General features: G+C 49.5%; 28 protein-coding genes. 11 read left to right on the top strand and 17 right to left on the bottom strand.

Annotated elements, in window-relative coordinates:
- From A3844_RS19280 to A3844_RS19265, 4 genes are all read right to left on the bottom strand, one after another.
- Entirely contained in the window at positions 1 to 474 is a 474-nt protein-coding gene (locus A3844_RS19280; protein WP_074108237.1) for a YhjD family protein, read from the bottom strand.
- Positions 471 to 1,733 carry a DNA polymerase IV gene (locus tag A3844_RS19275; protein ID WP_074108236.1) on the bottom strand — a complete coding sequence of 421 codons (1,263 nt, stop codon included), beginning with the start codon at positions 1,731 to 1,733 and terminating at the stop codon, positions 471 to 473. Before A3844_RS19275 ends, A3844_RS19280 begins: the two co-directional genes overlap by 4 nt.
- The gene (locus A3844_RS19270; protein WP_074088530.1) at positions 1,726 to 1,923 is read right to left on the bottom strand and encodes a hypothetical protein; all 198 of its coding nucleotides are present in this window, start codon (positions 1,921 to 1,923) and stop codon (positions 1,726 to 1,728) included. Before A3844_RS19270 ends, A3844_RS19275 begins: the two co-directional genes overlap by 8 nt.
- Positions 1,924 to 2,199: 276 nt before the next feature.
- Positions 2,200 to 2,820 carry a stalk domain-containing protein gene (locus tag A3844_RS19265; protein WP_074108235.1) on the bottom strand — a complete coding sequence of 207 codons (621 nt, stop codon included), beginning with the start codon at positions 2,818 to 2,820 and terminating at the stop codon, positions 2,200 to 2,202.
- A gap of 273 nt (positions 2,821 to 3,093) precedes the next feature.
- Here A3844_RS19265 and A3844_RS19260 point away from each other — a divergent pair, with 273 nt between their 5' ends.
- Entirely contained in the window at positions 3,094 to 3,525 is a 432-nt protein-coding gene (locus A3844_RS19260; RefSeq protein ID WP_074088528.1) for a hypothetical protein, read from the top strand.
- 72 nt (positions 3,526 to 3,597) lie between these two features.
- Here A3844_RS19260 and A3844_RS33150 read toward each other — a convergent pair whose 3' ends face one another.
- Complete coding sequence (locus A3844_RS33150) at positions 3,598 to 3,711, bottom strand: YjcZ family sporulation protein (RefSeq protein ID WP_208619445.1); 114 nt, start codon at positions 3,709 to 3,711, stop codon at positions 3,598 to 3,600.
- 208 nt (positions 3,712 to 3,919) lie between these two features.
- Between A3844_RS33150 and A3844_RS19255 the strand changes: the two genes are divergently transcribed.
- Positions 3,920 to 4,105 carry a hypothetical protein gene (locus tag A3844_RS19255; protein ID WP_074088527.1) on the top strand — a complete coding sequence of 62 codons (186 nt, stop codon included), beginning with the start codon at positions 3,920 to 3,922 and terminating at the stop codon, positions 4,103 to 4,105.
- 16 nt (positions 4,106 to 4,121) lie between these two features.
- The gene (locus A3844_RS33765; protein WP_256701823.1) at positions 4,122 to 4,244 is read left to right on the top strand and encodes a hypothetical protein; all 123 of its coding nucleotides are present in this window, start codon (positions 4,122 to 4,124) and stop codon (positions 4,242 to 4,244) included.
- Between the two features lie 466 nt (positions 4,245 to 4,710).
- Here the strand turns inward: A3844_RS33765 and A3844_RS19245 are convergent, their stop codons facing one another.
- Together A3844_RS19245 and A3844_RS19240 are read right to left on the bottom strand one after the other, a co-directional pair.
- Positions 4,711 to 5,556, bottom strand: a complete 846-nt coding sequence (locus tag A3844_RS19245; RefSeq protein WP_074102882.1) for a hypothetical protein — start codon at positions 5,554 to 5,556, stop codon at positions 4,711 to 4,713.
- A 17-nt stretch (positions 5,557 to 5,573) separates the two neighbouring features.
- Positions 5,574 to 5,795 carry a DUF6199 family natural product biosynthesis protein gene (locus A3844_RS19240; RefSeq protein WP_074088524.1) on the bottom strand — a complete coding sequence of 74 codons (222 nt, stop codon included), beginning with the start codon at positions 5,793 to 5,795 and terminating at the stop codon, positions 5,574 to 5,576.
- A gap of 280 nt (positions 5,796 to 6,075) precedes the next feature.
- On the opposite strand from A3844_RS19240, the gene A3844_RS19235 reads away from it, so the two are divergent.
- On the top strand, positions 6,076 to 7,131 hold the full coding sequence (locus A3844_RS19235) for a LacI family DNA-binding transcriptional regulator (protein ID WP_074108233.1): 1,056 nt from the start codon (positions 6,076 to 6,078) through the stop codon (positions 7,129 to 7,131).
- A gap of 120 nt (positions 7,132 to 7,251) precedes the next feature.
- The gene (locus A3844_RS19230) at positions 7,252 to 9,687 is read left to right on the top strand and encodes a glycoside hydrolase family 94 protein (RefSeq protein ID WP_074088522.1); all 2,436 of its coding nucleotides are present in this window, start codon (positions 7,252 to 7,254) and stop codon (positions 9,685 to 9,687) included.
- Positions 9,688 to 9,907: 220 nt separating this feature from the next.
- Here the strand turns inward: A3844_RS19230 and A3844_RS19225 are convergent, their stop codons facing one another.
- From A3844_RS19225 to A3844_RS19215, 3 genes are all read right to left on the bottom strand, one after another.
- A complete protein-coding gene (locus tag A3844_RS19225) occupies positions 9,908 to 10,894 on the bottom strand; it encodes a phosphotransferase enzyme family protein (protein WP_244169806.1) in 987 nt (328 codons plus the stop codon).
- A 145-nt stretch (positions 10,895 to 11,039) separates the two neighbouring features.
- On the bottom strand, positions 11,040 to 12,524 hold the full coding sequence (locus tag A3844_RS19220; protein ID WP_074108232.1) for an amidase family protein: 1,485 nt from the start codon (positions 12,522 to 12,524) through the stop codon (positions 11,040 to 11,042).
- Positions 12,525 to 12,763: 239 nt separating this feature from the next.
- Positions 12,764 to 14,731 (bottom strand): glycoside hydrolase family 127 protein, encoded by a 1,968-nt coding sequence (locus A3844_RS19215; protein WP_074108231.1) that lies wholly within the window; start codon positions 14,729 to 14,731, stop codon positions 12,764 to 12,766.
- A gap of 160 nt (positions 14,732 to 14,891) precedes the next feature.
- On the opposite strand from A3844_RS19215, the gene A3844_RS19210 reads away from it, so the two are divergent.
- Entirely contained in the window at positions 14,892 to 15,764 is an 873-nt protein-coding gene (locus A3844_RS19210) for a helix-turn-helix transcriptional regulator (protein WP_074102887.1), read from the top strand.
- Between the two features lie 70 nt (positions 15,765 to 15,834).
- Here A3844_RS19210 and A3844_RS19205 read toward each other — a convergent pair whose 3' ends face one another.
- The gene (locus tag A3844_RS19205) at positions 15,835 to 16,047 is read right to left on the bottom strand and encodes a hypothetical protein (RefSeq protein WP_074102888.1); all 213 of its coding nucleotides are present in this window, start codon (positions 16,045 to 16,047) and stop codon (positions 15,835 to 15,837) included.
- Between the two features lie 129 nt (positions 16,048 to 16,176).
- Here A3844_RS19205 and A3844_RS19200 point away from each other — a divergent pair, with 129 nt between their 5' ends.
- Positions 16,177 to 16,695: a DUF3231 family protein gene (locus A3844_RS19200; protein WP_074088516.1), complete on the top strand. Its 519-nt coding sequence runs from the start codon at positions 16,177 to 16,179 to the stop codon at positions 16,693 to 16,695.
- 127 nt (positions 16,696 to 16,822) lie between these two features.
- Positions 16,823 to 17,416 (top strand): YitT family protein, encoded by a 594-nt coding sequence (locus A3844_RS19195; protein WP_178382101.1) that lies wholly within the window; start codon positions 16,823 to 16,825, stop codon positions 17,414 to 17,416.
- Positions 17,417 to 17,445: 29 nt separating this feature from the next.
- On the opposite strand, the gene A3844_RS19190 is transcribed toward A3844_RS19195, so the two are convergent.
- From A3844_RS19190 to A3844_RS19180, 3 genes are read right to left on the bottom strand one after another with little or no spacing between them, the layout of a single operon-like run.
- Positions 17,446 to 17,658 carry a hypothetical protein gene (locus A3844_RS19190; protein WP_074108230.1) on the bottom strand — a complete coding sequence of 71 codons (213 nt, stop codon included), beginning with the start codon at positions 17,656 to 17,658 and terminating at the stop codon, positions 17,446 to 17,448.
- The gene (locus tag A3844_RS19185) at positions 17,643 to 18,050 is read right to left on the bottom strand and encodes a hypothetical protein (protein ID WP_074108229.1); all 408 of its coding nucleotides are present in this window, start codon (positions 18,048 to 18,050) and stop codon (positions 17,643 to 17,645) included. Before A3844_RS19185 ends, A3844_RS19190 begins: the two co-directional genes overlap by 16 nt.
- Positions 17,986 to 18,486: an Hpt domain-containing protein gene (locus A3844_RS19180; RefSeq protein WP_074108228.1), complete on the bottom strand. Its 501-nt coding sequence runs from the start codon at positions 18,484 to 18,486 to the stop codon at positions 17,986 to 17,988. The genes A3844_RS19185 and A3844_RS19180 overlap by 65 nt, the downstream gene beginning before the upstream one ends.
- Before the next feature lie 216 nt (positions 18,487 to 18,702).
- Between A3844_RS19180 and A3844_RS19175 the strand changes: the two genes are divergently transcribed.
- Together A3844_RS19175 and A3844_RS19170 are read left to right on the top strand one after the other, a co-directional pair.
- Complete coding sequence (locus A3844_RS19175) at positions 18,703 to 19,470, top strand: threonine/serine exporter family protein (protein WP_074088513.1); 768 nt, start codon at positions 18,703 to 18,705, stop codon at positions 19,468 to 19,470.
- A 28-nt stretch (positions 19,471 to 19,498) separates the two neighbouring features.
- Complete coding sequence (locus A3844_RS19170) at positions 19,499 to 19,930, top strand: threonine/serine exporter family protein (protein ID WP_074088512.1); 432 nt, start codon at positions 19,499 to 19,501, stop codon at positions 19,928 to 19,930.
- Between the two features lie 145 nt (positions 19,931 to 20,075).
- Here the strand turns inward: A3844_RS19170 and A3844_RS19165 are convergent, their stop codons facing one another.
- From A3844_RS19165 to A3844_RS19155, 3 genes are read right to left on the bottom strand one after another with little or no spacing between them, the layout of a single operon-like run.
- A complete protein-coding gene (locus A3844_RS19165; RefSeq protein WP_074102894.1) occupies positions 20,076 to 20,585 on the bottom strand; it encodes a GNAT family N-acetyltransferase in 510 nt (169 codons plus the stop codon).
- A gap of 2 nt (positions 20,586 to 20,587) precedes the next feature.
- Positions 20,588 to 22,609, bottom strand: a complete 2,022-nt coding sequence (locus A3844_RS19160) for a Na+/H+ antiporter (protein ID WP_074108227.1) — start codon at positions 22,607 to 22,609, stop codon at positions 20,588 to 20,590.
- Positions 22,610 to 22,656: 47 nt separating this feature from the next.
- Complete coding sequence (locus A3844_RS19155) at positions 22,657 to 22,893, bottom strand: helix-turn-helix transcriptional regulator (protein ID WP_074108226.1); 237 nt, start codon at positions 22,891 to 22,893, stop codon at positions 22,657 to 22,659.
- Between the two features lie 232 nt (positions 22,894 to 23,125).
- Between A3844_RS19155 and A3844_RS19150 the strand changes: the two genes are divergently transcribed.
- The gene (locus A3844_RS19150) at positions 23,126 to 23,881 is read left to right on the top strand and encodes an MBL fold metallo-hydrolase (protein ID WP_074108225.1); all 756 of its coding nucleotides are present in this window, start codon (positions 23,126 to 23,128) and stop codon (positions 23,879 to 23,881) included.
- Position 23,882: the final 1 nt, after the last annotated feature.

Genomic DNA, 23,882 nt, shown 5'->3' with positions numbered 1-23,882 from the left:
TTATTTTAAATAATCTTTTAATACCGCCCCAAGCTCGGCTGTATACTTGGTCAGCCTTAAGCTTATCTCTGTGCGCATCACATCACGGGTCAGGCCAAAGCGTTCCTGATATCCCCGGCAAAAGATTTTGTAATACACCAGGAATTCCTCCTGTTCATCTGCCAGTACCCGGATATTCCGCTGCTTCAGCTCTTTTTGCAACTGATAGGTGTCCTGCATGATGCGGCGCTGGATGGTTTGACCGGCCATTAAATAGGCGCGTTTGAGGATATTGCCGGAGTTCTCGATCTCCTTCAGGCTTTTGCCAACCATTGTATCTATGTAAGGGAGCAAAATGAGGTCACGTACCATCGTCCGCTCATCAATCGTTATCAATTTATCTACAGGGTCGCGCTGCTGCTCCTCGTACTGTTCCACATGCTCCGTCATGATCATCTTGGTTTTCCAGCGTTCGTTGCCTTCAAGTTTACTCATTTATAATGCCCTCCAATCTGTTCAGCTCTCTCCAGGGCAACTCCGGATTCAAGTAAGGATGATGCTCTAATAAGGGCCTGGTTTCCGTACCGGGCTTTAATTCCGTCGATGGCCCGTTCCTTATTGTAAGAGCGGACCCGGTCATCGAACAGCGTCAGCTGGATCACAAGGTCATCCGAAAGGTGGGACAACGTGATGGCTAAGCGCCCTACAGGCAGTCCGGACCAATGGTCCACGAACAATTTCAGCGCCGCTGCGGCTACTTCATGCGTCAACGATGAAGGCTCGGGCAAGGTCATCTGGCGCTCGTAGGAGTGTGAACGCTCTCCGTCCGTCTCCAAAACGGAAACAGATACCACAGCCCCCATGTAACGATACCGCCGTGCCCGCTGGCACACCTCGATGACGAGCTCAAGCAGCACAACCTCGATATCTATAAGCCGGGTGTATAAATTCCAGCGCAGCGCCTTGCCATGCCCCACGGATTTGATCTGATGACGGATCCCCGTGACCACAGGGCTAGGATCTAGCCCACGCGCAGTTTGCCAGTAATATTCCGCCTGGATATCACTTTGCTTGCCCATAGTTATACGCATTCGTTGTTTAAACTCCGGCAGCTCCATCCGGGCAATATCTCCGATTGTGGATATACCCATACGCCAGAAATTCCTGGTCATTCTAGACGCCACCATAAACATATCCTGGACCGGCAGTCTCCACAGGGTGGACTCTAATTGGTCGAAGGTAAGTTCGTATATTCCCTCTTTCGTCTTTTTGGCATAATTATCTGTAGCCATCTTTGCCATAACTTTAGTAGATCCAATGCCTACCCGGGTCCAGACCCCTGTCGACAGCAGAACGTGGTGCTGGATTTTTTGAATCATATATTTCAGTGATCCCCCAAAATAAGCGAGTGAGCCTGTGATATCCAGAAACTGCTCATCGATGCTGTAGGGTTCCACCAGATCCGTATAGGTCCGATAGATTTCTGATATCAAAAGCGAGACCTTAATGTAAGTTCCCATGCGGGGACGTATGACGATTAGCCCAGGGCATTTTGTCATAGCCTCCCCCACTCGCGATGCCGTTGTTACTCCCTGAGCTTTGGCAATGGGGCAGGCTGCCAGCACAATGCCGTTCATACGGGTAGGGTCTCCGATTGCGACAGGTTTATCCCGATGTTCGGGATGAGCTGCCTTTTCGACGCTTGCATAAAAGGATTGGCAGTCGGACAGTAAAATAACGCGATTCTTAGGCATAGCGCTTCTCCTCTACCCGCTGCCAAGCGAGAATATTAGCAACAATGAACACTCGAGGTGCCCCGGCGGCAAGACAATGGGCCCGGATCCGCCCGTCCCTGATTCCCAAAACCTCGATTTTCCGCTGAGATATGTTCCCCGACTTATCCATATATACAATTTCAATCATTTGACCGTTTCGAATCTGCATAAGATCCGCCTCCAGAACAGGAACATTTGTTTGTATTATAACCACGATCGAGATTTTTAAGCAATGGTAAAATAGAACAAACGTTCCTAATTCCCAGCAATCACCTAACTTAGGATGGCATATTAGGCCGGCAGAACTCTTACGCCCTTCACAAAGCAGGGAGCGCGCGCCGTTCATTACAACAACTGCATAAGTTTCCCCATACCAAATACCCCGCCAATTCTGGCAGGGTACCGGGGTTACTTAATATTTAATTTATTATCATGACTGCCTAATTTATTTGTAGTATGAAGTAGTCAGGGGGATAAAGACGGAGGAGCCCTCTTGAACATCCCCAGTTACAAAAAGTTTACTTACTCCTGAAATATTCACTTCTATCGTTATGAGTCCCTCCTCAGCGGTAATGTTCTGTTTCTTAAGCACCGTGTCGGTATCACTGTCTATAATGGAAAAGTCTTTAATATCGTCGCCGATCGCCGCAACCTGGAGATACAGCTTCTGATATTTTTTATTGGGGTAGAGCATGAAGGAAGAGCCACGGGTTCCATTGCCGTTATCGAAATGAACATCTTTATAATCCTTGTCTTTATACACCGTTTTGTCCGGATCTTTGGTGTGATAGGACGAATCAAATCCGGCAGCAATGGATACTCCCTCTGTTTGTTCTCCTAACAAGATGGTGTTGGCTGCGGCATTAAAATTAACGGTAACGCCTAACAGATCCGATACGGCTCTAACAGGTAAGTACGTTGTATTGTTATAAGTAATCGGAGCTACGACTGCACCGCTGCTATTCTTAAGCTGGACGGGCTGGCCATCGACCTTGAATTTGATTCCGGGATTAAGGAAAGCCTTGATCTCTTGCAGGTTGGCACCGGCATATACACCTGTCCCCATCCCTCAAGTACAGCAAAAACAGTTAGTGCGGCTGTTATCTTCTTTTTCACTTGGTCAAACTCCTCTCCGTTATTTCAAATTTTAATTTCCTATATTGGAAGTATAATGAATCATCCCCTGGGATGCAATATTTTCCGGGTCTCTCCTTTTCGTAGCTGTATCAGAACCCAATATATGGTACGATTACAGTCCATAAAGATAATTACCATACTGCGGACGAACCTCTTTCGCGAGCCGCATAGCATATCTCAAATATTACGGGAGGTATGTTCTATGACACGGTTACTTGATGCAAGGACTTCGCAAAATGTAAGTATTGCCGGCAGCATGAATGGTGTGGGACTGACAGCCAACCAGAATGTGCTAATCGGACAGATTGGACTAACCACCGCAGGAGCGGAAGGTCCAATCAGAGTACAACTTAACGGTGTTGCATCTTTTTTTGTGTTTTCAGGAGGATTTATCACGTTAACCCTGTTTGCAGTTAGAGGGAGTATAGCTACTGATCCCCTAGTCGCTTCAAATAGACTTCAATTAAATCCCGGGGCAACAACACCGACTAATTTATTTCCGCTTTACTTAATATGCTCTGATTACAATCCCGCTCCAGCAGATGAGATCATCTATTCCTTATTTGTGAACAGCTCGATAAACGTTAACCGTGTAGGTCCCGAAAGTTTCAATGGATGCGCCTATTCAGATTAGGTAATTTCTTGAAAAGAAGAAATCCGCCAGCCTATGGCTGACGGATTTGGTCTGTCGATGCAGCATCGACGCTTACAGCAGAATAGTCTTCGAGATGATTACCAGCAAAATAAACAGAACCAGGATTGCACCGGTAGAAGTAAAGGCACCATATCCGCCGCCGTATCCGCCAACATTTTCACCCATAATGTAATTCCTCCTTAAAATAGAGTACGGCTTAGGATATGCGGATTTCACCCCTGCGCTTGGGCATACCGGTAAAAGATGTGCTTCAGCGGTTGGTAGAAATTAAATAATAACAAAGATGTAACTTTAATGACTGTTAAGGATTGCCAAGGAGGTTTAATAATAAATACATAGTATTTTAGAGATAGCGGTAAGGGAAGTGAAAGATATGAAGAAAAAGGACATCCAGCTTGCACTTGTTGCCAGCATATGTCAACGTGTCCATCTGGTTAGCGGAGAAACGTATACTGGAAAATGTGAAATCAATCCGGCTGCCGACGTTTTGGAGATTATAACGAATGAGGGACGGCTTAAGCTCCCCTACTGGACCATAAAACGTTTCGTACAGCTTTAACCCTGAGGTGAAATTCATGAGCAAATCCAAACGTTCCGATCAGGCCATCGTCTCCCTTTTACTCGGTCTGGCTTCTTCTTTGATTATCGCCTTTTTTGTCATCCGCTATATTATTCAGCATGTCTCGTTTGCCCCTTAAGCTCTACGAACCGTCTCCTGATGGAGAGAGCACACCATAATTCATCCAGGTCATAAAATCCACCTCGTGTACACATCACGCATACGATCCGCATTGCCGAATTTGGCGTAATATTAAAAAAAAAGACCCTGCCGCTAACCGGCAAGGCCAAGTACATACAACAGGTGTTACTTCTACTATAACGCATAATTATTAAGAGAGTGTATGAACCCCCGGCTTCCTTTTAACGTAATGATGAAGATATTTATTAAACGGAGATGATAATTTTGCAGCAGGAAAACAGGATTTGCCCGACATGTGGAGGCAGCCATTTCACGAAAGGAGTAATGAAAAGCAGTAATGCCAACGTTAGACCGATCGGCAAACCTTTTTCATTTGGCTCTCCGGTGATTTTCACCTTTTGCAAACAATGTGGCGAAGTCGCTTCCATAAAAATTGAAAACCCCGAGAAATTCTAACCTGCTGCTCAGCTGTCATTCTCTGTCCGAAGTAAATCGATTCCTTGTGTAAGGATAATCTGATTACCCGGCCGATCTGCCCAGAAGATTGAATCCCCCACTCTCTCCACACCTTGACCCGCACCATAGGTTGGCGGTTTAATTCTGTTCACAAATTTGAATTCATGACCGTCGAACCTGTAATGATCCAAGCCCTGAGCATATTCCTTGCCATATTCATTCGATCCATGGAGATTGGCATAGAGATTATCTTTTATAAAAAAGATTCCCTGGTAACCGCCCTCACCACCAAATTGCCCTGACAAAGGGTATACCGCCTGTTGGTGAAAATCCCTGTCAAATCTTTTTATTTCATTTCTATCATGATAGACCACCCAAAATGATCCTTTATACTTGGCTATGGATTCTGCTGTACCCTGACCGATATTATATTGCTCAATTTGCTTCAGATCTGAAAGTCTATACTTCACAATTCGACTAATCCGCTCCTCTTCCGGCGGAGAGGCGTTGAAGTTATAAACAGTAGCGTACAGAAATTTATTTGAAACCAAACAATCTCCAAAGGACATGAAGCGTTTCTTGCCGTCTTTGCCTGTATAAGCATTTTTCTTTTCCGTTATGTATTTCCCAGCCACTCCATACACTGAAATTGTATTGGAAAGAGCAAAGTCTCTATCCCGGTCCGAAGTGATATAAATCCTTTTTTCATCTGCACCTACGCCTTGCCATGCGCTGAAAGGATTTCTCATTTTAATCGCAGTAATTTTGTCATGATAAGCATTTGCCTGGGAATTCACAGCAAACCATCCGCTGATCCCAGCAATTACACAAGCTACAGTCATCATTCTTCTCACAGGAACTACCTCTTTTTTTATTTTAGAATATACGGTAACAACAACAGCCCGAGTCCAACAGCTGCAAAAATGGCTGCACCCATAGCAGAAACTACAAAGTAGGCTCTAGGCGGCTCCTTCACTGCTTTCCAGCCCTGGGTAATCCGCCAAAAGGAGTAAGGCCGGATTGCAGCATAGGCTGCCGCCGCCGTCCAGACTGCAAGAAATGCTGTGAATACCCATGAAATAGCGTTTGGCATTGAACCACTCCTCCTATTCATCCCATCAGCCACTAAGAAAAGGCCATACTCCGCATAAATACCCCCGCCTCTTCAGGCAGGGTCCAAGCTTCCATCCGGTGTAATCCCACTATAGCCCAAATGGAACAATATGTAAATGGGCAATCGGCGTTTCATTCCCGTCCGCGACCAGGGTCCTCTCTGCCTCTCATTAATTTCTTGATTCAGGTGATTGATTTCTGCAGGATTTTATCTTACAATGGGTTCATAAACGCGCGTTTACGTAAAAAAGGGGGGCACTATGCGCAGCGAAGATATAGCAAAGCTCGCCGGGGTATCCCGAAGCACGGTTTCCCGCGTGATCAACAACTATTCCAACGTCCCTGAGGAGACCCGGGCCAAGGTGCTGAAGGTCATTGAGCAGCATCAGTATGAGCCGAACAGCTTCGCCCGGGCTCTGGCCGGCAAGAAGACCGACACGATCGGACTTTTCGCTATCAGCATGAACGAGAAAGAGAACACGACCCGGATCTATCAGAACAATTACTTTGCGCCTTTCGTTGATGCCGTTGTCGACACTTCGAATGCCCGCGGCTGTTATGTGCTGATACACACCGTATATTCTCCGGACGATTTCCTGAAGGTGAAGCAGGCTTTCCTGCAGAAACGGATTGATGGCGGCATTATCGTCGGCACCCAGAAGGATATTGATATCGTGCGTGAGATGGTCAGTCTTGAATTTCCGCTTGTGCTGATCGATTACGACATTTCAGAGATTATGTCAGAGCATCTCGACCGCAACCATCTGGCTATCGTGAATTCCAAGGACTACGAGGGTACGGTTGAAGCCATTGAGTACCTGATCAGCCTGGGCCATGAAGAAATCGGCATGATCTGCGGCCGCATGAACACCTATTCCGGGCGGGAACGCTACATGGCCTACGAGGATACGCTGAAGAAGCACGGACTGGCGCTGAATGAGAGATTCGTCCTGAAGGGTGATTTTCTCAAAGAAACCGCCTATGAAGAGGTCAAGAAGCTGCTTGCTTCCGGTGAAGCTCTGCCGACCGCCTTCTTCTCCTCCAACGACGATATGGCTATCTCTGCGATGGAAGCGTTCTCTGAACATGGGATTTCCGTACCTGAGGACATCTCCATCGCCGGCTTCGATGATGTGCAGATGGCCTCACGCATTCATCCCAAGCTGACCTCCGTCCGTCTGCCGATTTACGAAATGTCCAAGGCTGCGGTTGAGAAAGTAATCGAGCTGTGCGATTCCCGTCAGCCGACCTTCAGCACCATCAGCTTCCCGGCGCGGCTGGTCGAAAGAGATTCCTGCCAGCCGCCAAAGAAGTAAGGCAATCATTGATTACCCAAGCAGAAACGGCTTATATTTCGAGAAACTCCCTTTCCCCCGAGGGAATTTTTTCTCAACCTTGTAAACGCGCGTTCACAATTGAAAGGAGAGTTTTCTCTAATGAAATTCGGAACCTTTGACGACACTCGCAAAGAGTATGTAATCAACACTCCCAAAACGCCTTACCCATGGATCAATTACCTCGGCAACGAGCAATTTTTCGGCCTCATCTCTAATACTGCCGGTGGTTACACCTTCTACCGCGATGCGCGGATGAGAAGACTTACCCGTTACCGGTATAACAATATTCCGCTGGACACAGGCGGACGCTACTACTACCTGTATGACGACGGTGATTTCTGGACCCCGGGCTGGATGCCGGTAAAACGCGACCTTGATTTCTACGAATGCCGCCACGGGCTGGGCTACACTTCCATTACAGGCGAACGCAATGGTATTTCTGTGAACCAGCTCGCTTTTGTACCAATGGGCCATAATGCTGAAGTCCATCGTCTGGTCGTTAAGAACACTGGCTCTGCGAAGAAATCCGTGAAGCTGTTCTCTTTTGCCGAATTCTGTCTCTGGAATGCCAATGATGATATGACCAACTTCCAGCGTAACCTCAGCACCGGCGAAGTTGAAGTGAAAGATTCCGTTATCTATCACAAAACCGAATACCGTGAGCGCAGAAACCACTACGCTTTCTACTCTGTAAATAAAGAAATTGCCGGCTTCGATACAGACCGCGAATCCTTCGTGGGTATGTACAATGGTCTGGACGCTCCGCAGGCAGTCGCAGCCGGTGAAGCCACCAACTCCGTTGCCAGCGGCTGGTCGCCCATCGGCTCCCATGCTCTGAACATCACGCTGGAACCAGGTGAAGAACAAAGCTTCATCTTCGTACTCGGCTACATCGAGAACCCTGAAGATGAGAAATGGGAATCCCTGAATGTCATCAACAAGAAGCCTGCACAGGCTGTAATCGAGCAATTCGCTACAGATGCTCAAGTGGATGCCGCCCTGGCTGTTCTGGCTGCACACTGGGATAACCTGCTGTCCAAATATCAGATTCAGAGCAGCGACGACAAGCTAAACCGCATGGTTAATATCTGGAACCCGTACCAGTGTATGGTTACCTTCAACATGTCCCGTTCCGCTTCCTATTTCGAATCCGGGATTGGCCGTGGTATGGGCTTCCGCGACTCCAATCAGGACTTGCTCGGCTTTGTTCACCAGATTCCAGAGCGCGCCAGAGAACGTATTCTTGATATCGCTGCTACCCAGTTCCCTGACGGCAGCGCGTACCACCAGTACCAGCCGCTCACCAAAAAGGGCAACAATGAAGTCGGCTCCGGCTTCAACGATGATCCGCTATGGCTGATCTCGGGAACGGCTGCCTATATTAAGGAAACCGGCGACTACTCGATCCTTGATGAGCAGGTTCCTTTTGACAGCAATCCGGATCACACAGCTACCCTGTTCGAACACTTGAAGCTGTCCTTCGAGCATGTAACGAACAACCTCGGACCTCACGGCCTGCCGCTGATCGGACGCGCGGACTGGAATGACTGTCTGAACCTGAACTGCTTCTCCACCGAGCCGGGCGAATCGTTCCAGACGACTGAGAATATCGCAGGCGGCGTAGCGGAATCCGTGTTCATCGCAGGTCTGTTCGTCTTCGTCGGACCGGACTATGCTGAAATCTGCCGCATGCGCGGACTGGACGATGTAGCTGCAGACGCGGTTGCGAAGATCGAGAATATGAGTGCCATCACTCTGTCACACGGCTTCGACGGCGACTGGTTCCTGCGTGCATATGACCACTACGGCGACAAGATCGGCAGCAAGGAGAACGAAGAAGGCCAAATCTTCATCGAACCGCAGGGTATGTGCGTAATGGCGGGTATCGGTGTTGAGAACGGTCAAGCTGCCAAAGCGCTGACTTCCGTTCAGGAACGTCTGGATACGGATTACGGTATCGTATTGCAGCAGCCTCCGTACTCCAAGTACTATCTGAACCTGGGTGAAATTTCTACGTACCCTCCGGGCTACAAGGAAAATGCCGGTATCTTCTGCCACAACAACCCTTGGATTATGATTGCTGAAACCGTGCTGGGCCATGGCGACAGAGCGTTCGATATCTATAAGAAAATCGCTCCGGCTTACCTGGAAGATATCAGCGAAGTTCACCGTATGGAACCTTACGTGTACTCGCAGATGATCGCTGGTAAAGATGCCGTACGCCACGGGGAAGCTAAGAACTCCTGGCTGACAGGTACCGCTGCATGGAACTATGTAGCGATCACACAGTCCATTCTCGGTATCCAGGCTGATTTCGCCGGTCTGAAAGTAGATCCTTGTATCCCTGCTGAGTGGGGCGGCTTCGAAATCACCCGCGTCTTCCGTGGAGATACTTATGTAATTCAGATCAAGAACCCGAACCATGTCTCCAAAGGCGTAGCCAGCCTCACCCTCGACGGCGCTGCTGTTGAAGGCAACATTATCGCTCCTGTCGGGGATGGTGCCGTGCATCACGTGGTTGTAGAACTGGGCTAATCCGCTTCCTGCTCCGCGGGTACAGCCTATCCATTTAAGAGTTTCACTGCGGGTCTTTTCCTTGTAAAAGGAGGGGCCCGTTTTTGTGCGAATCATACTTCATGGCGCTAGCCCAACAATGAAAACAGCGGCAAGCCAGGACGAATATAGTCCTAGACCGCCGCTGTTTTATTTGAGCCAATGTCCCCGTTAACCGAATGAACTGTTCGATGATATCATATTACAATTCTAAAGTTTTAAAGAGAAATGGTTTACCTTTTAGGTAATTTCTTATTATGGCTTGGGCATAAGGCTGTTCTTCCTTAAGCCCCTCTGTTTCCCTCGGGTCAGGGGCATGGTGACAATAATTTTCGATCATGACCATCACAGTAAAACTCTCCAACGCTGGGAGCCAGTCAGCTTCTAATCTCATAATGGTCTCGTAACCGTTAATTACTAATTCCCTTTGCAATGGATGCAGCCCTAGAATTGTATGAGCTATATCATAAAGATAATAACCAAATCCACATCTTCCAAAATCGATTGGACGGGGTTCACCATTATGAAAAACAATATTGCCTTGGTGCAGGTCCCCATGAATTAATCCATAATTTCTGCTATCTCTTTGATGCCGGGTAATCCAAGAGAGTATCCTCTCAGCGGCCAATTGATACAATTGGAACTCTACATCTGTCAGGAACCGATCATAATATTTATTCAAACGGTTCATAGCTCGCCTAAAGCTCTGCTCTCCCCAATTGGGCCGCACGAAATTAGGTGTCAACTCAAATTCCTGTGATGTTTTATGGAGTTGTGCTAAGAGAATCCCCTCTTTAAAGATTTGCTCATCAGCAAGTCCTCCACTCGCGTTCGTTCCCTCTACCCAACGCATCAACGAAGCGTAACTATAGTAACCATCCTCCAGATCGATTCTTAGAGTTTTGAAACCGTTGCGGTCTAATATTCCTTGGGGGATGGCAATATCAATCTTCTTATTCAAATACTCAAGCCAATCGATCTCAGATATTATTTCTTCTTCACTCATTCCCGAATGAATACGGAGTAAAAAGGATCCTTCCTTACTTGTATCAATTTGAAATGTACATGTATCGGAGAATTGGATAAAACGTATGTGCTCCCAGTCCAAGTTGTAATGTTGCAGCACCTTCAAAGCTGATAGCTTCGACTGCGAGATTGCCTGCTCTATTTCATTTTCAGATGCCATCATAAATAACCCGCTCATCACCTTTCTTCAACACTGGGTACACCATTAGAGTTTAGTACATATCGGGATAATTCTCCTAAATCATCAAGAATCACGTCCGCATCAACATAACCTGAAGTATCTGTTTCATTTCGTTTCCAAGCTGCCTTCATACCAATCCGCCCAACTCTGGTGGACGACGAAAAAGTGTTGCCTGCTCAAAACTATAGGCGATGCTGATTAGCGTGGGCTCACTGAAAGCCCTCCCGGAAAAGACAACACCAAATGGCCCCTGCGTTGAATCTCCATCCGCATCTATTGTTCCTTTTGCTGAATAACCGGCGGGCACGGTAATAAGTGGATACCCTAACCGGGCAGCTATATACATACCATCAATGTCACCGGGTAACATTAATGCGTCTAAACCGTGTTGATCGAGTGCATTGTCAATCCCTTGCGCTACAGCCAGATGATTATATTCTTGACGCTTAAGCTGATAGGTTGTCTCGATTAACGCATTTTGTTCCGAGCGAATGAGATTATCTTGGCCAAATTTCAATGCGGACGCAGCGTGTTTCTGATTATATTCAATCAGTTCTTGAAGAGAATGCACGGGGATATCCGGGTTCAATTTCGATAAATAGCGATTCAGTCCTGTTTTGAATTCGTAGCAGATTACCTCATTGTTCCATGAATGCTCCTCCAAATGGAGGTCCACAGGATCGATAACTGTAGCACCTTGCTCACGCAGAACTTCAATGGTGGCTTCCATGATAGAAAGTCTTTCTTCATCCAATGACCGATAGTAATGTCTGGGAATCCCAATACGGGCTTTACGCAGAAAGTCCCGGTCGAGATAAGCTGTGTAATCATGAAAAGTACGATGCGGACTATTCCATGTTGCCTTATCGTTTTCGTCAACCCCGGCGATTGTCCCGAGTAAAGTCGCTGCATCAGTGACTGTCCTGGAAATAGGTCCTGGTGTATCCTGACTTATGGAGATCGGGATAATACCGCTGCGGCTCGCAAGCCCTACCGTAGGCTTTATTCCGACGAGAAAATGTTGGCTGGCCGGCCCAATAATCGAACCCGCGGTTTCTGTTCCGATCGCTGCTGCCGCCAGGTTTGCTGCTACCGCTGCAGCCGATCCTGAACTTGACCCGCTGACGAAGAGCTTGCCGGGTCCATACGGATTCAATACATACCCGCCTCTGGAACTGTATCCAGCCGGCATACGGTTAGACATAAAATTCGACCACTCAGTCATATTGGCCTTACCTAGAAGAACTGCGCCGGCAGCGCGGAGCTTTGTGGCAATGAACGAATCTTCAGGAGCAAACGACTCAGCTAATGCGATTGAACCAGCGCTCGTATGCATCCGGTCATGCGTATCGATGTTATCCTTAAGCAGGAGTGGAATTCCGTGCAGCGGCCCTCTACTACCTGTTGAATTTCGCTCAAGGTCAAGATTCCTGGCTATTTCAAGCGCATCCGGATTGATCTCTAATACGGCATTGATCAAAGAATTATAACTATGTATGCGTTCTATATATGCAAGTACGAGGGCTTCGGATGTACACTCACCCGAAGACATTGCACTTTGCATGCTCACCATATCGGCTTCCAGTATCCAAGCTTGTAAGTTGATGCGCATATATCTAAATACCCCCACTACTGGTATATTTTCGTACAACCGTAATGGTAACATGCTGCCTTGCCAAGGGTATAGGGAAAGTTTTAATTAAATAATAAAGTATCGTTATCATAAGCTTCTGGACCTAACAAATACAAGTACAAAAACCACCCGTTCGTCCGCTGCTCAGCGGTACGCCGGGTGGTTGAGGTTATTTGGAAATTGTCTGATGCACACAGTTCAGAACATGCCCTAGCAGTCTACGCCTTGCTTTCCGGGATCCACACCTTCATCTCGCCGCTGCCGCGGTTGCCCCACAGGTAATAGGGAATGGCTGTGATCTCTGCGGCTGCCACAGGTGCCTTCGCTTTGCTGTATAAGCCTCCGCTCCAGCCTGCCTGCTCTATCCGGCTGCCTTTGCTTTTTACCACTACCGCTCCGCCCAACAGCGAACCCTCAAAGCGTTCCGTGAACGAAGCGGATTCATTTAATGTAATTGAGCTCAGCGGCGCACCGTTGTCGGTCTCCTCCAGGCAATAGACCAGCGGGCCCCGCTGGATGGCTGTCTTCCCGGCATCTGCACGCAGCTCAGGATGGGCGTAGACCCGGTGCGCTTCCATAGGCAGCTTCAGCTCGACGATATCCCCGGCGTTCCAGACTCTGCGGATCACGCAGTACCCCTTCGTTAGGCCCTCATCCATATCAAGCTTTTCGCCGCCCACCCGGATCTCCGCGCCGTTGCTCCAGGAAGGAATGCGCAGAGCGAGGCCGAACTCTCCCGGCTGAGCCGGATTCACCTCCAGCGTGACTATTCCTTCCCACGGGTAGCTGCTCTGCTGACTGACCCTTACTTCTGTCCCGCCCAGTGTTGTCTTCAATTCACTGCCAATGTACAGGTTGGTATACAGCGTGTCGCCATGAACCGTATAGATATACTGATTCAGCGAGGTCAGCAGCCGGGCCACATTCGGAGGGCAGCAGGCGCAGCCGAACCAGCCCTGACGCTCGGATTTCACATGATGCTTATCCGGATTGCAGGTACAGGCCTTAGGCCATACCTCAAGCGGATTCACATAGAAATAGTGTTTGCCGTCCTGCGCCATAGAGCCAAGAACGTTATTATAGAGCGCCCGCTCCATCACATCCGCGTAGCGCGCATCCGGGTCCACTTCGAGCATCCGCCGGGCAAAAAAGATCAGCCCGATTGAAGCGCAGGTCTCTGCATAAATCGTGTCATTGGGCAGGTCGTAGTCGAAGGTGAAGGCCTCACCCTGATGTGTGGAACCAATACCTCCGGTAATATACATCTGCTTGCCCGTCATGTTGTCCCATAATCTCACACAGGCATCGCGCAAGGCTTCATCTCCGGTGATCGCCGCCAGATCTGCCATCGCCGTATACATATAGACCGCACGGACGGCGTGCCCCACCGCCTTACTCTGCTCCCTCACCGGGAGATGGGCCTGATTATAGGCTGGATCCATGCTGTCTGTCGGTGTTCCGCTCCAATGCGCAACCCGGTTACGGGCTTCCCATTCCTGCCGCAGGAAATTCGGCTCCTGGCCTCTCTGATCAATAAAAAAGCTGCTTAGCTTCAGATATTTCTCCTCACCTGTCAACCGGTATAGCTTCACCAGGGCAAGCTCGATTTCCTGATGTCCGTCATAGCCCTTCAGCTTGCCTTCCTCCGGTCCAAATATGGAATCGATATGATCGACCATCCGGCGCATGATATTCAGCAGCTTGTCCTTGCCCGTCGCTTCATAATAAGCAACCGCAGCTTCAATAAAATGGCCTGCACAGTACAGCTCATGACAATCCTGCAGGTTCGTCCAGCGTTTGCCGGGTTCCTTAACAGTAAAATAAGTGTTCAGATAGCCATCCGGCTGCTGCGCTTCGGCGATCAGGTCAATGACCACGTCAGCCCGGGATTCCAGTTCCGGGTCACGCTTCAGACGGAGCGAGTAGCCTACCGCCTCCAGCCACTTGGCGACATCGCTGTCCTGGAACACCCAGCCGTGAAACTGCCCTTTTTTTCTCCCCGCGGCAATTTCGAAGTTGGCAATCGCATGGCTCGGCTCCGCATCCGGTACACGGTCATGAAGCGCTTCATATTGATATGGAATGACCACATCCTGCACCAGACGGATATAACGACCCCAGAATTCATCCTGAATGGTTACGGACGGTTGGCCCGCTGCTTGATGAATCTCCGATATTTTGTTCATGTTCCACTACTCCTCCATGTTTATTTTCTTCTCGCTAATTGCAATTATAGACGGTAAAATAAATAAAAAACAGGATCAGAAGCAACCCTGTTTTTGTACTATTTCACACTGATATATTTGCAGTGTGTCCAACAAATAAACGATTATTAAGGAGCAGAAAATGGCACATAATCCATCCTATATTCATCTGGCGGCACCGCCCTTTCCATATTTCCTGGAAGGCGACCGTACCTTGTATCAGCCGGGGGATCAGCATCCCAGCCGCAGCCGCATGGGAAAATTCGATCTGCTGCTCGTTGAACAGGGCTGTCTGTTCATTGGGGAAGAAGATAAACAGTGGGCGGTGCCGGCTGGGCATACTCTTCTCCTGCTGCCCGACCGCTACCATTATTCGGTCAAGCCCTGTGAAGAGACAACTTCCTTTGTATGGCTGCATTTTCACACCGTAGGTGAATGGATTGAGGCCGAAGGTGAACCGGTATATGCCAGCCGGGAACATCACTTCCAGCAGTTCCTCACCCACCCCTATACCATCCGTGTGCCGCAGTTCGGTCCGCTGCCTGATCCCTTGGAGCGGAGCGGCCAGGCCGAGCTGCTGCTTCAGCTGAACCGTGGAAGACGTTCCAGCGCGGTATGGCAGCAGCAGCGCATCTTCGAGGATATGCTGCGGATGCTGGATCTCGCGCAGCAGGATACGGGAGGAAGTCCTGCCGCAGAGATTGCCGAGCTGACCGAAACCTATCTGCGTAATCACTATTCAGAGCCGCTGACCAATATCAGCCTGGCGGATGCGCTGCATTTCCACTATAACTACCTGGCCCGCTGCATGAAGCGGGTTTACGGGCTGACTCCCATGGAATATTTAACAGATTACCGGCTGGAGCAGGCCAAACTGCTGCTGCTCAAGACGGAGATTCCCATCGCCGGCATTGCCGAACGCACCGGGTTTGAGAGTACGGCCTATTTCTCGCGGCGTTTCGCCCACAAAGTTGGCATTTCACCGCTGCGCTTCCGCAAACGTTATTCCCGCTAAACTCCGCGTCATGGAATATTCCGGTTCAGCTAGAAGAGCCGAAGAATGCGCCAAAGATTAGGAAGCAGGACTAGCGCGCCTCCCCGCTAACCCGGAATTCATGCAGGTCCCGGTTATAGGACAATCCCCGGATTCGGACGGAGTGGGGTGTATAGGCTCTAATGGGCCCCCCGGGCTCCACAATCCCTGCTCCGCTTTTTACGGCTACGGTTACATTGATCTCCGACAGCGCGGCAGCCAGCAGCTCCATATCACTCACCAGCACTTTATAGATAAAGCTCATTCGTATCACTCCTGCCTTGCGTGTAAATTTCAAGTATGCTTGTCATAAGGCTTCGTCACCCGAATAAAACCTCTTCCGCCGGACATGCTAAATTACGTTCATAATCTTATTGTAGAGGGGTATGTAATCATGGGAGTTCTTAACGGCAATCCTAAAGACGAACCTTTGCACTACGGCGAAATTTTCAATCTCTGGACGTTCTCGGCTGCAGCCAAAATGGCCATATCCACTTATCAGGCTTATCATTACCATGCCGGGGACAAGGATCTCAAAAAAATCATTGATGACCTCATGGATCAGGCCCAGCATGAAATCAAAGACTGTGATAAGCTGCTGAAGAACAATGGGTTTACACCTCCGCCATCTCTGCCGGACCGCCCCTCTGTCAAGATGGAGGATATTCCGGCAGGAGCCCGGTTCTCCGATCAGGAAATTGCCGCAGCCCTTTCAAGCGGTGTCTCACTGAGTCTCGTCGTATGCAGCCAAATCATGGGCATGTCCATCCGCGAAGATATCGGTATGATGTTCATGAAGATTCATGCACAAATGGCTGCACTCGGCTTGGCTCTGCTGAAGCTCAACAAGGAGAAAGGCTGGCTGGTCCCTCCCCCGCTCGAACTCAAGAAGCGGGAACCCGTTCACGCCTAAGATTTCAGACTGTTTATCCTGCGCAAGCAGGATTTTTTGCTTTTCAGCTATTTTTTTCCATGGATGCGCATATTCATTAAGACATGTTCTCCCTGAAGACATGCCTTAAAATCTGGAGATGTTGAATATGCGATTTTTACCAAAGTATGCCATCATCCTGCTGTCCAGCTTGCTGATTGCCGCAGGCACGAACTTCTTTCTGGTTCCCTACAAAATACTTGATGGGGGAATTATCGGCATCGCCCTCATTATTAATTATATTTCCGGAGCAAAAATCGGACTTGCCATCGTCTTTTGCAGTCTCCCGGTCTTTTTGCTTGCCTGGATCAAAGAGCGGGATATCTTTTACAGCAGTGTGATGGGGCTTATGGTTTCCTCCTTTCTGATCGAGCTTCTGGGACCGCTTCAATACTACTTTCTGTATTATGTGGAGCTTGGTTCGATCTCCAGCGCGATCATCGGCGGGTTCCTGATGGGCAGCGGTCTTGGGCTCATGCTGCGCTTCAATGCGAGCACAGGCGGTACCGATCTGCTGGCCAAGTTCATGAAGCGCTACATTCCGCTTAATGTGGGGGTCATCATTTTTCTGACGGATATGCTGATTATTGGTGCAGGCGGCCTGCTGATCTCCAAGGAAACTTTTTTTCATTCCATCCTGACCATCCTCTCCGGCGGAGTGGCAACCGGTCTATGTACCCTTGAAGACGGAAAGCAGAACTAAATACACATATACACGATCATACGTTCCCATTATAATAAAAGCAAGACCCTGCGCCCGCTGTACAGCAACCAGCCGCTGGTCGATGCGGAAGATCCCACACGGCGCAGCGGCATTGGGCCGGCAAAATCGGCGGCTGCAGCGAGGAAAAGCGCTATTGCAGCATGGACAACAGCAGCCGGGGAATCGCAGCGAGTGCAGCCTGCTTCTATCTGCACATCGCAGATCATCACATCCGGCCGCACACGCAGAAGTTCATCCCTCGCTTCAAACGGATCTCCCGCCTTCGGGTGGGCCACCCTCTTTGGGCTTCTTCTGCAGCTGTATTCTCCGTTTCGAGCTGTTCCATAGCCATTTCACTTACATAAGGAGCATTTCGCAAAAATGCCGCAACCGCTTCCCCGCATTCCTGTGTCTCCAGCACAATTACAAAACCATCCCGGCGGATCACCTCTGCGCTGTCAGGGTTCTCTATAATATCTTCAGGCAAGTAGGTAAAACTGCAGTCCATGGTCTCACCTAGTTGATGAATTACCGTGAATGCGCGGATATTCTCCAGCTGACAGTTCTCTTCAACGCAGAACCGCTCTGAAACGCGCGGATGCCCCTTTGGACAGATCAGCTTCAGAGTGTACAATGTCCGTTCTCAGTGCTATTTCCTCCGGTGTCCTCACCTCTGATGTACCGGCAGACCCGGTTTTCAGAAACTGTAAATAGGCTTTCAGTTCTTCAGCCAGCAACGCACAGTCTCCGTCTGCGTGATCTCCATTCTTGATCTTGATCGTCTCCAGCTTGGTAAAATTAACACCTTGCAGAATGAGGTCCGACAACTCAGATGCATTATATGGAGCATCGGGGTGGCCACGCAGATAAAAAAACAAATCTTCCATAATATGGGCCAAAGAAGAAATATTCGTATAACCCATCACAGCAGCCGAGCCTTTGATTGTATGCATAATCCGGAAGATAAGGTTAATATCCTCAGGTTGAAGGGTTTCGTGCTGCTGCAGCGATTGCAGGGTCTCAAATATAAACAAATCAAGCAGTGAATCCTCCGGAAAAGAGCCTGACATTGTATTCTCCTTTCGGCCCATCAAGTGGGAAGTGTTATCATATTCTGTGAGATTTCTCCATTTTTATATCGAAAAATGGAAATAAAAAGTGAATATCTATTTCAATATTTTAATAAATTTTTATTATTTAAGTGAACATTATGAATATAGGTTGATCTTTTGAGAAATTGCAGCGACAATCGAATATATAACACTCCAGGGGAGGATCGAACGAAGTTGGATAGCACAAGCAACAACAGCAATACTTCTGCGCATGATATTATCGACCTGTGCCTGCTTGCGGGCAAAATTATGCTGCAAAGCGGTGCGGAAACCTACCGCGTGGAGGACACCATGAGCCGTATGGCGGCATCGCTCGGTTTTCCGGGAGCACACAGCTATGTGACGCCAACCGTCATTATGTTCACCACCAGCCGGACGGAACCGGTGAAGCTGTTTCGTATCGCGGAGCGGACCACAGATCTGCAAAAGGTATCCGAGGTCAACGACATCTCGCGGCGCCTGAGTGAACGCCAGCTTACCGCCAATGAAGCCCGTGAGCGGCTGGGTGTAGTGGACGATGCAGCTCATGCTTATCCGGCGTGGCTGCAGATTGTAGCCGCTGCCTTGACAGGAGCCTGCTTCACCGTGATGTTCAAAGGCAGTCTGTGGGATGCGCTGCCGGCCATCCTGGTGTCCGGACTGGGATTTGCCGCAGCAACATACCTTCACCGGCTGGTACAGATCCGTTTTTTCGCGGAATTCACTGCTTCCTTCCTGATTGGACTACTCGCATTCCTCTCCGTGAGGCTCGGTATAGGTCAGGAAATGGACAAGATTATTATCGGTTCGGTCATGCCGCTGGTACCGGGACTACTCATTACGAATGCAGTCCGTGATCTGATGGCTGGACACTTGGTCTCCGGCCTCTCCAAGGGAGCCGATGCATTCCTGACGGCGTTTGCGATCGGAACAGGCATCGGGCTTGTGCTGTCACTTTTTTGATCCCCTATGTGAAAGAGGTTAACTGTTCATGATTTTGCAACTGATAACCAGCTTTATTGCTGCTGCCACCTTCTGCATTCTGTTTAATGCGCCGGTCCGAGCATTGATACAATGCGGTTTTGCCGGGATGGTGGGCTGGATGCTGTATCTGCAGCTTGATGAAAGATGGGATACTGTGGTCGCTACCTTCGCGGCTACGGTAGTAGTCGGGGTGATCAGCCAGGTCTTTGCCCGTATCTACAAAATGCCGGTCATTATCTTCAGCGTCGGCGGCATTATCCCGTTGGTCCCGGGAGGTCTGGCTTATGATGCCATGCGCAAGTTCGTCGAGAACGACAACAATCTGGCCATCCAATTTGCTGTTCAGGCTCTGCTCCTCTCTGGAGCCATCGCAACCGGACTTGTGCTCAGCGAAGTGCTTGGACAGATGTTCCGGCGAAAGCATGTCCGAAGCACTTAAGCCCGCCGCACTTGGCAAACCCATTACTATAGTTCGCTGCCCGAAACATAAAGAAGCTGCTCACAACGTCATGAAGATGACTAGTTGGAGCAGCGTTTTTTTATGCAAGGCGATAAGGCGAGCCTTAACTCCCCCGGTACCCCCATCAGATTATTTTTTGATAGCTTGCAATGTCCAGCCATCTGCCAAATTTGTTACCGATCTCTTTGAACAGCGCGCTTTGCTCATATCCGTGTCTGGTGAAGAGCCGGCGGCTTGGTTCATTGTCTGAGCATACCGTTGCCACCAGAACATGAAAATCGAGCTCGGATGCCCGTTCCTCAATGAAGCTCAGCGCTTTGCCGCCGAGTCCTTGTCCACCGCTGCCGGGTCTCAGGTAGATGCTGATCTCACCGGAGGTATCGTAGGCCTGCTTGTTCTTATGTCTGGCAATCAGAACATAGCCCTGCATTTCACCGTCCTGCAGAATGGCGTAGGACTTGAAACGCGGGTCACCGCTTAACACCGACTCGCGCATAGAAGCCGAATCCAGCGGCACGGTGTGAAAAGAAACCGTAGTATTCAATACGTAATAATTATAAATATCTACTACTTCAGCCAGGTGCTCTTCCCCAATTTCCATAAAAGACAAACCGTTCGCTGCTATTCCCCCCATGATTAATCCTCCCAGATCGCTGTTTCCAATTGATCGACAAATTTGCGGAGCTTTCCGGCAATTTTCAGGTTAATGGCCCCGTTCTGATACATTTGCTGCACCGTATTCCGCTGTTCCTGAATCGCCTGCAGCTTCAGCTCAAGCTTCTGGTCATCGACAACGCCATCCTTAATCCAGCCATCCCCCTCGATAAGCCGGGACTCCATCTGCTCATATTTGTCAATAACCTTCTGTGAAACCAGACGGTTCTCTTCACTCATTCCGGCGCTAACGGCAGAGATGGCAGCCTGGCACATTGAAATCTTGGCCATACGGGCACTCTCGGCATTCTGCGCTGCCAGCCGCCCTTCATCGCCGTTCAGTCTGCCGGAGAATAACCCCGAGAACAAGCGCTGAATTTCAGTGAGCGAAAATTTGATCTGGGTGTCGAGCCGTTTGCACATCAAAGCTTCCTTGTGATCCAGCAGTTCTTCCATCTTCGATGCTACGGGAGCCGCGACGGAGCCGTTCTCGAGCATCCGGCGCAGCTCCGTACGCTCAGCAGCAATCGCATTCCGCTTCGCCTGGACCCCCAGCTGCCGGAAGTGTTCCGCTTCCGGATCGTCACCCATTTTCGGAGCGCACAGCTTGTCAATTTTGTCTGTGAATTCCAGCAATACCGGCTGATTCCCGGGCAGCGGATTCTCCGAGACCAAGCTTCGCAGCATACTCATTCCAGCGTCAATCACTACCGATCTTGCCGACAGCTCCGAATTGACCGTAACACTCTCCACCACAACCGTGTCTTCCTCTTCCGCAAGGAGCGGCAAAAATATGCTTGCAATCAACAGTGACACTAGAATGACACCTGCCGCAAGAGCGATAATCAGGTCCCGCTGCGGGAAAGGTGAACCATCACCCAAAACCAGCGGAATCGAGAAGGCCCCTGCCAGTGTAACCGCTCCCCGTACACCCGAAATCGATGTAATGAGCTGCGACTTTAGCGGAGATCGCGGTGTCTTGAGCCTCCGGCTCTCAAACAAAGAGTATGCATACACCCACAGAAACCGCAGCACAATCAGCAGCGCTGAGATCGCCAGCACATAACCGGCCACCATGAAGTTGTTCAAGGAACTATCGTTGTAAATCACTTGAACGACGTCCGGAACCGATACCCCCAGCATCAGGAAGACCAGACCATTCAGAACCAGCAGCAGCACCGACCATGTGCTTGCAGAGACAAGCTGAAGCTTGTATTGCGGCGATACAGCCCTATCCTTCTCGATGGCATACATTACGCCCCCTGCCACTACAGCAAGGATGCCCGACACGCCAATCTCTTCACTGACCAGATAAATAATAAAGGGCGTAAGGATCTGCAGAAGCACGTGAATGGTAACATCCTCCATACCGAAGCGGCGGATAAACACACTGAGCCGGATCAGCACAAATGACAGCAGCGCTCCAAGCAGCAATCCTCCAGCCGCGATACACACAAAGCTTATCGTCGCCTTGGGAAGCGAGAACATCCCCGTAACCGCCGCAGCAATGGCAAACTTGAAAGCGACCAGCCCCGATGCGTCATTCATCAGCGACTCTCCTTCAAGGATGCGGTGGATACTCTTTGGCAGATGCACCTTCCCGGCCAGCGCACTGACTGCAACAGCATCGGTAGGTGAGAGAATGGCAGCCAGCGCAAAGGAAGCAGCGAGCGGTATGGACGGAATCATCCAGTGGATGGCATATCCGGCGACAAATACCGTCGCAAAGACCAGCCCAAGCGACAGCAGCAGGATAGGTGCCCTGAGATTCCAGAGCTCGTCGCGGGGCGTCCGCCGCCCGTCATTGAACAGCAGCGGAGCAATAAACAGCACAAAAAATAGCTCTGGCTCAAACGACATATGGATTCCCGTCGGGAATGCAGCCGCAATAACACCCAGTCCAATCTGAATCAGGGGAATCGGCACAAACGGGATGAACCGGTTCACAATATTGGAGACCGCGATCAGTCCCAGCATTAACAGTACAGCAAGAAACGTCTCCAAACCCTCAACTCCCCTGATGTAAAATCATGTAATCGGCTTTACCATTGCTAATGGGTTAACCCACCTTTCTCGGGATGACCGTTGCTTCCCTCCTCTTCATATTCAAAAATATCCTCAATGCTGAGCTTGAAGTATCTTGCCAGCTTAAAAGCCAGAATGATCGACGGGTTGTATCTCCCATTCTCCAATGAGCAGATCGTCTGTCTCGACACCTCCAAGGCCTCCGCTAGCTCTTCCTGCTTAATGCCCTGCTGCTTTCGGATTGCCTCAAGCTTGTTCTTCATCGCTGTTCCTCCAGGTCATGTAAAGCTAGCTTTACATAGAACAATATCATTTTCACCGCTAAATGTAAAGCATGCTTTACAAAAAAACGAAATTGTTCATCGTTTAGATAGTTGACAAAAATATTTATTTGTGTTATAATATAATATTTTGGATTTGAAACCACTTCAAAGTTTATGTATGATATGCATTAGCCTGACGGCACATTCTTATCTATTGTAATGGAGGGATATTATGCATATCGCCAAAGGAATTGAAATGCTGGAGATTACCGTGCCGGTGATGGGCGGAACAGACACGTTCTGCCCTGCCTTGATCTGGGACGAAGCAGGAGCTGTACTAATCGATACCGGAGTACCGGGGGCTGCACAGAAGTTCAAGGAAGCGGCCGCCGAAGCTTCTGTACCTTGGGACCTTGTGCGGACCATCCTGATCACACACCAGGATATCGATCATATCGGCAGCCTCCAGGCTCTCCTGGAACAGAGCCAATCCAAGATCACCGTATTCGCACATGAAATCGAGCGGCCTTATATCGAAGGCGACAAGATGCTGCTGAAGCTTACTCCTGACGCAGTGGCTGCCGCCGAAGCCATGATTCCGCCGTCAGTACCAGAGGAGTGGAAGCGTGCTTTTCTCCATGTACTGGCCCATCCGCCCAAAGGAAGAGTAGATCAGACACTCACCGGAGGGGAGTATCTGCCCATCGGAGGGGGAATTACCATCATTCATACTCCGGGCCACAGCCCTGGTCATCTGAGCTTATATCATCACGCCAGCCGTACGCTGATCGCAGCCGATGCACTGACCGTGCGCGGCGGCCAGCTCAGCGGTCCCGATGCGGCAGCTACACCCGACATGGCTACAGCGCTCCAGTCTCTGCACAAATTTGCTGAGTTTGAAATCGATCAGGTGATTTGCTATCACGGCGGCCTCTTCCGTGGTGATGTGAACCGGCGGATTGCCGAACTGGCCCAGGGAGACCATTAAT

Source organism: Paenibacillus helianthi, from assembly GCF_001909055.1.
In the GTDB taxonomy this organism is placed as follows: domain Bacteria; phylum Bacillota; class Bacilli; order Paenibacillales; family Paenibacillaceae; genus Paenibacillus_AQ; species Paenibacillus_AQ helianthi.
The sequence above is the reverse complement of the archived record's forward strand: the minus strand, read 5'-3'. Positions and strand labels throughout refer to the sequence as shown.

What these genes read in the sequence shown, in the direction of transcription:
- A3844_RS19280 (WP_074108237.1), bottom strand. Translation starts at nt 474, where the DNA reads ATGAGTAAACTTGAAGGCAACGAACGCTGGAAAACCAAGATGATCATG.
- A3844_RS19275 (WP_074108236.1), bottom strand. Translation starts at nt 1,733, where the DNA reads ATGCCTAAGAATCGCGTTATTTTACTGTCCGACTGCCAATCCTTTTAT.
- A3844_RS19270 (WP_074088530.1), bottom strand. Translation starts at nt 1,923, where the DNA reads ATGCAGATTCGAAACGGTCAAATGATTGAAATTGTATATATGGATAAG.
- A3844_RS19265 (WP_074108235.1), bottom strand. Translation starts at nt 2,820, where the DNA reads ATGGGGACAGGTGTATATGCCGGTGCCAACCTGCAAGAGATCAAGGCT.
- A3844_RS19260 (WP_074088528.1), top strand. Translation starts at nt 3,094, where the DNA reads ATGACACGGTTACTTGATGCAAGGACTTCGCAAAATGTAAGTATTGCC.
- A3844_RS33150 (WP_208619445.1), bottom strand. Translation starts at nt 3,711, where the DNA reads ATGGGTGAAAATGTTGGCGGATACGGCGGCGGATATGGTGCCTTTACT.
- A3844_RS19255 (WP_074088527.1), top strand. Translation starts at nt 3,920, where the DNA reads ATGAAGAAAAAGGACATCCAGCTTGCACTTGTTGCCAGCATATGTCAA.
- A3844_RS33765 (WP_256701823.1), top strand. Translation starts at nt 4,122, where the DNA reads ATGAGCAAATCCAAACGTTCCGATCAGGCCATCGTCTCCCTTTTACTC.
- A3844_RS19240 (WP_074088524.1), bottom strand. Translation starts at nt 5,795, where the DNA reads ATGCCAAACGCTATTTCATGGGTATTCACAGCATTTCTTGCAGTCTGG.
- A3844_RS19235 (WP_074108233.1), top strand. Translation starts at nt 6,076, where the DNA reads ATGCGCAGCGAAGATATAGCAAAGCTCGCCGGGGTATCCCGAAGCACG.
- A3844_RS19230 (WP_074088522.1), top strand. Translation starts at nt 7,252, where the DNA reads ATGAAATTCGGAACCTTTGACGACACTCGCAAAGAGTATGTAATCAAC.
- A3844_RS19225 (WP_244169806.1), bottom strand. Translation starts at nt 10,894, where the DNA reads ATGATGGCATCTGAAAATGAAATAGAGCAGGCAATCTCGCAGTCGAAG.
- A3844_RS19220 (WP_074108232.1), bottom strand. Translation starts at nt 12,524, where the DNA reads ATGCGCATCAACTTACAAGCTTGGATACTGGAAGCCGATATGGTGAGC.
- A3844_RS19215 (WP_074108231.1), bottom strand. Translation starts at nt 14,731, where the DNA reads ATGAACAAAATATCGGAGATTCATCAAGCAGCGGGCCAACCGTCCGTA.
- A3844_RS19210 (WP_074102887.1), top strand. Translation starts at nt 14,892, where the DNA reads ATGGCACATAATCCATCCTATATTCATCTGGCGGCACCGCCCTTTCCA.
- A3844_RS19205 (WP_074102888.1), bottom strand. Translation starts at nt 16,047, where the DNA reads ATGAGCTTTATCTATAAAGTGCTGGTGAGTGATATGGAGCTGCTGGCT.
- A3844_RS19200 (WP_074088516.1), top strand. Translation starts at nt 16,177, where the DNA reads ATGGGAGTTCTTAACGGCAATCCTAAAGACGAACCTTTGCACTACGGC.
- A3844_RS19195 (WP_178382101.1), top strand. Translation starts at nt 16,823, where the DNA reads ATGCGATTTTTACCAAAGTATGCCATCATCCTGCTGTCCAGCTTGCTG.
- A3844_RS19180 (WP_074108228.1), bottom strand. Translation starts at nt 18,486, where the DNA reads ATGTCAGGCTCTTTTCCGGAGGATTCACTGCTTGATTTGTTTATATTT.
- A3844_RS19170 (WP_074088512.1), top strand. Translation starts at nt 19,499, where the DNA reads ATGATTTTGCAACTGATAACCAGCTTTATTGCTGCTGCCACCTTCTGC.
- A3844_RS19165 (WP_074102894.1), bottom strand. Translation starts at nt 20,585, where the DNA reads ATGGGGGGAATAGCAGCGAACGGTTTGTCTTTTATGGAAATTGGGGAA.
- A3844_RS19155 (WP_074108226.1), bottom strand. Translation starts at nt 22,893, where the DNA reads ATGAAGAACAAGCTTGAGGCAATCCGAAAGCAGCAGGGCATTAAGCAG.
- A3844_RS19150 (WP_074108225.1), top strand. Translation starts at nt 23,126, where the DNA reads ATGCATATCGCCAAAGGAATTGAAATGCTGGAGATTACCGTGCCGGTG.